Source organism: Parvibaculum sp., assembly GCF_035511255.1.
GTDB lineage: Bacteria > Pseudomonadota > Alphaproteobacteria > Parvibaculales > Parvibaculaceae > Parvibaculum.
The window spans coordinates 1-4,265 of sequence record NZ_DATKFR010000009.1 but is presented as its reverse complement, the minus strand read 5'-3'; the positions used below and the strand labels follow the sequence as shown (position 1 = coordinate 4,265).

5 protein-coding genes are annotated in these 4,265 nt (G+C 62.6%); 2 read left to right on the top strand and 3 right to left on the bottom strand.

Features of this window, described 5'->3' with window-relative positions; genetic code table 11:
• From VMR03_RS00290 to irrA, 3 genes are all read right to left on the bottom strand, one after another.
• Positions 1-1,158 (bottom strand): heterodisulfide reductase-related iron-sulfur binding cluster (locus tag VMR03_RS00290; RefSeq protein ID WP_325401118.1); only part of this gene is annotated, 1,158 nt, incomplete at its 3' end.
• 80 nt (positions 1,159-1,238) lie between these two features.
• Complete coding sequence (locus VMR03_RS00285; RefSeq protein WP_325401116.1) at positions 1,239-1,655, bottom strand: rubrerythrin family protein; 417 nt, start codon at positions 1,653-1,655, stop codon at positions 1,239-1,241.
• Between the two features lie 193 nt (positions 1,656-1,848).
• On the bottom strand, positions 1,849-2,289 hold the full coding sequence (gene irrA, locus VMR03_RS00280) for an iron response transcriptional regulator IrrA (RefSeq protein ID WP_414693134.1): 441 nt from the start codon (positions 2,287-2,289) through the stop codon (positions 1,849-1,851).
• A 247-nt stretch (positions 2,290-2,536) separates the two neighbouring features.
• On the opposite strand from irrA, the gene fabA reads away from it, so the two are divergent.
• Together fabA and fabB are read left to right on the top strand one after the other, a co-directional pair.
• The gene (gene fabA / locus VMR03_RS00275) at positions 2,537-3,055 is read left to right on the top strand and encodes a 3-hydroxyacyl-[acyl-carrier-protein] dehydratase FabA (RefSeq protein ID WP_325401112.1); all 519 of its coding nucleotides are present in this window, start codon (positions 2,537-2,539) and stop codon (positions 3,053-3,055) included.
• Between the two features lie 43 nt (positions 3,056-3,098).
• Positions 3,099-4,265: beta-ketoacyl-ACP synthase I (gene fabB / locus VMR03_RS00270; protein WP_325401110.1), on the top strand; the 1,167-nt coding region annotated here is incomplete at its 3' end.

Below are 4,265 nucleotides of genomic sequence, written 5' to 3'. Positions count from 1 at the left end.
GAAGGTTTCCTTCATTACGCCGAATGTTCCTCCGTGGCCGGAACAACGCTCGACCACGTCGACCTTTATACCGGGGATGAGTTTCATCATCTCGGCGGATTTCGGACCCATGTTCTGGGCGCGCGCATGACAGGCGAGATGCGCGGTGACCCCGCCCTCGACCGGCTTCAGGCCGGGCGCAAGACCCTCTTTCTTCGCGATGTCGACGACATATTCGTCGATGTCATAGGTCGCGCGGGAGAGCTTCTCGACATGCGGATTGTCGGGAAGGATCAGCGGCCATTCGAACTTGAACATCAGGCCACAGGAGGCCGTCAGCGTGACGATGTCGTAGCCCTTGTCGATCAGCTCGCACATCTCGCGCGAAACTTTTTCCGCCTGCTCGGCGACCTTGGCGAGATTGCCCTGCTCGAGAAACGGCATGCCGCAGCAACCGGGATAGGCGACGGTCGTCTCGACGCCATTATGCGCGAGGACGAGGCGCGCGGCCTCGCCGGCACCCGGATTGTTGTAATTGACGAAACAAGTCGCGAAGAGCGCGGCCTTGCGGCCTTTTGCGGGCGCGTCTTTCGGCGCGGCGGCGCCGGATTTGTCCTGCGCCCTGGCGCGCATCGTGAAGGTTCGCCCATAGAATTTCGGCAACTCGGCGCGGGCGTCGATGCCGGCAAGCTTTTCGAGCACGGGCCGCGTCAGCTTGTTGCCGCGCGCCGAACCCCAATTGGCGAGCGGCGCGACGGGCGCGGCCAGCGTGCCGTTGCGATCGGTCTGGGCAAGCTGGCCCTGCACGAAGGGATAGCTGCCGTCCTGATGCGCCGTGGCGGCGCGATAACGCAGCATCAGATGCGGAAAATCGAGATTGAATTCATGCGGCGGCACATAGGGGCACTTCGTCATGAAGCACATGTCGCACAGCGTGCAGGCTTCGATGACCGGCGCGAAGTCCCCGGACTTCACCTCGTCGAGTTCCCCGGTCGGCGAAGCGTCGACCAGATCGAAGAGGCGCGGAAAACTGTCGCAGAGATTGAAGCAGCGGCGGCAGCCGTGGCAGATGTCGAAGACGCGGCGGAGTTCCGCATCGAGCTTGTCGAGATCGTAGAAGTCGGGGTTTTGCCATTCTATCGGATGGCGCGTGGGCGCTTCGGTGCTGCCTTCCTTCATCTCATCCCCTCCCGCATTTCATAAGGTCGCGAAAGGGAGGCGGACATTTGCCCGCCTCCCTTCCGATATCGGTCCTGTCTTCAGACGAGGCTGTCGAGCGCCTTCTGGAAACGGCCGGCATGGCTCTTTTCAGCCTTGGCCAGCGTCTCGAACCAGTCGGCGATTTCGTCGAAACCTTCTTCGCGCGCGGTACGCGCCATGCCCGGATACATGTCGGTGTATTCGTGCGTTTCGCCGGCGATCGCCGCCTTCAGGTTCAGATCCGTGGGTCCGATGGGCTCGCCCGTCGCCGGGTCGCCGACCGATTCCATGAATTCGAGATGGCCATGCGCATGGCCCGTTTCACCTTCCGCGGTCGAGCGGAAGACGGCGGCGACATCGTTGAAGCCTTCGACGTCGGCCTTCTGCGCGAAATAGAGATAGCGGCGGTTCGCCTGGCTCTCGCCGGCGAAAGCTGCCTTCAGATTGTCGAGGGTTTTGGATTTTGCGAGCGACATGAGTTCCTCACCTTTCCTTGCCGTGCGAGATCGCTTGAGCGCCGATCTCCAGGGCCTGCCTGTTGGAGTTTTGGCCGGATGCGAAGCCGCGTCCCTCCGGCCCCCGTCCCAGAAGGGCGGTTAACATGAATCATAGTGCTGCAGACCGGAGCTGGTCAACAACTTAGAATAATTCTAATGTTAAGAAGGGTTCTCAGCTCGCCTGGCGAGGCGCGCCGTGGAGGCGGACGATCACGTCGACGCGGGCGACGTCCGTGCCTTCCGGCGCCTGGGGCAGGCCGGTGACAGCGATCTTGTCGCCGTCGATATCCATCAGCGAGCCCGAATTCTCGAGGAAGAAATGATGATGGTCGCTGACATTCGTATCGAAATAGGTGCGCGCGCTGTCGACCACGACCTCGCGCAGCAGCTGCGCCTCGGTGAACTGGTGCAGCGTGTTGTAGACGGTGGCCAGCGATACGCTGACGCCGGCCGCCTGGGCTTGCTCGTGAAGGGCTTCAGCCGTGACGTGACGGTCGCCGCCATCGAAGAGAAGGCGGCCCAGCGCAAGGCGCTGGCGGGTCGGGCGCAGGCCGGCTTCCCGCAAGCGGGTGAGCGTCTGGCTATAGGGCCGATCCTGGGTCACGGGGCTCATCCTTTCGCCCGCCTAACGAGGCCGGCGCTAGTTTTTAATCATTACAATGTCCAAGATGTAATTACCGTCATGCTTTTGTCAAGGCTCGCTTTTCGATGGCGGCCCCATGGGTTTCCGTGCGCTTCCCTATATGTTAGGAAGCGCGTCGAGGAAACGGGGGCGGGCAAGGCTTGCCCCTTTAGCGTAAAGACAGCCCCCACCGCTCACACAGGACGCGGCGAGACGGGCACAGGCGAGCGGACGAGGAATGGCGGACCAAAAGTCGAGCTACAGTTTCGAAGAGCTTCTCGAATGCAGCCATGGCCGCATGTTCGGCCCCGGCAATGCCCAGCTCCCCCTGCCGCCGATGCTGATGATCTCGCGGATCACGCATATCGCCGACAAGGGCGGCGATCACGACAAGGGGCTGATCAAGGCCGAGTTCGACATCACGCCGGACCTCTGGTTTTTCCCCTGCCATTTCGAAGGCGACCCGATCATGCCGGGATGTCTCGGTCTCGATGGCGCGTGGCAGCTCCTCGGCTTCTTCCTCGGCTGGATCGGGGGCAAGGGCAAGGGCCGCGCGCTCGGCGTGGGCGAAGTGAAATTTTCCGCCATGGTCACGCCGGCCGTGAAGAAGATCGAGTACAACATTCACCTGAAGCGCGTCATCAATCGCCGCCTCGTTCTCGGCGTCGCCGATTGCACCATCCTGGCGGATGGAGAGATCGCCTATACAATCACCGACATGAGAGTCGGCCTGCAGACGGAAGAAAAGCCGGCCTGATCGGGCTGCGGCGTTTTTGATTCAAGCGAACAATGAGGCTGCCATGAGGCGAGTGGTCGTGACCGGCATGGGGATCGTTTCCTCGATCGGAAACAACACGCAGGAGGTTCTCGCGAGCCTGCGCGAAGGCCGATCGGGCATCGTCAAATCCGAGACCTATGCGGAAATGGGTTTCCGCAGCCAGGTTCACGGCAGCCTGAAGATCGATGTCGACGCAGTCGTCGACCGCCGCGCGCGCCGTTTCATGGGCGACGGCGCGGCCTATGCCTCGATCGCGATGGAACAGGCGATCCGCGACGCGGGCCTTGAGCAAAGCGACGTCAGCAACGAGCGCACGGGCCTCATCGTCGGCTCGGGCGGTCCCTCGACCAAAGCGATCGTCGCGGCCGCCGACATCACGCGCGATCCGGCAAAGGGGCCGAAGAAAGTCGGCCCCTTCGCGGTGCCGAAGGCGATGTCGTCGACCTGCTCGGCCAATCTCTCGACCTGGTACAAGACCAAGGGCGTCAATTATTCGATCAGCTCGGCCTGCTCGACCTCCGCGAACTGCATCGGCAATGCCGCCGAGATGATCCAGTGGGGCAAGCAGGACGTGATGTTCGCCGGCGGCGGCGAGGAACTCGACTGGACGCTGTCGGTGCTCTTCGACGCAATGGGCGCCATGTCCTCCAAGTACAACGACACGCCCGACAAGGCCTCGCGCGCCTATGACAAGAACCGCGACGGCTTCGTCATCTCGGGCGGCGGCGGCATGCTGGTGCTCGAGGAACTGGAACACGCGAAGGCGCGCGGCGCGAAGATTTACGCTGAACTCGTCGGTTATGGCGCGACGGCCGACGGCGCCGACATGGTGGCGCCGTCCGGCGAAGGCGCGGTGCGGTGCATGAAGATGGCGATCAAGGATCTGAAGGCGCCCGTCGATTACATCAATCCCCATGCGACCTCGACGCCAGTCGGCGACATTCCCGAGATCAAGGCGATCCTCGAAGTCTTCGGCGACAAGACGCCGCCGATCAGCGCGACGAAATCGTTGACGGGCCATGCGCAGGGCGCGGCGGGCGTCCACGAGGCGATCTATACGCTGCTGATGATGCAGAACGGCTTCATCGCGGCGAGCGCCAATATCGACGAGATCGATCCGGAAGTAGCCGCCGCCAACATCGTGCGAGAGCGCGTCGACGGGGCGAATATCAATCTGGCGATTTCCAAC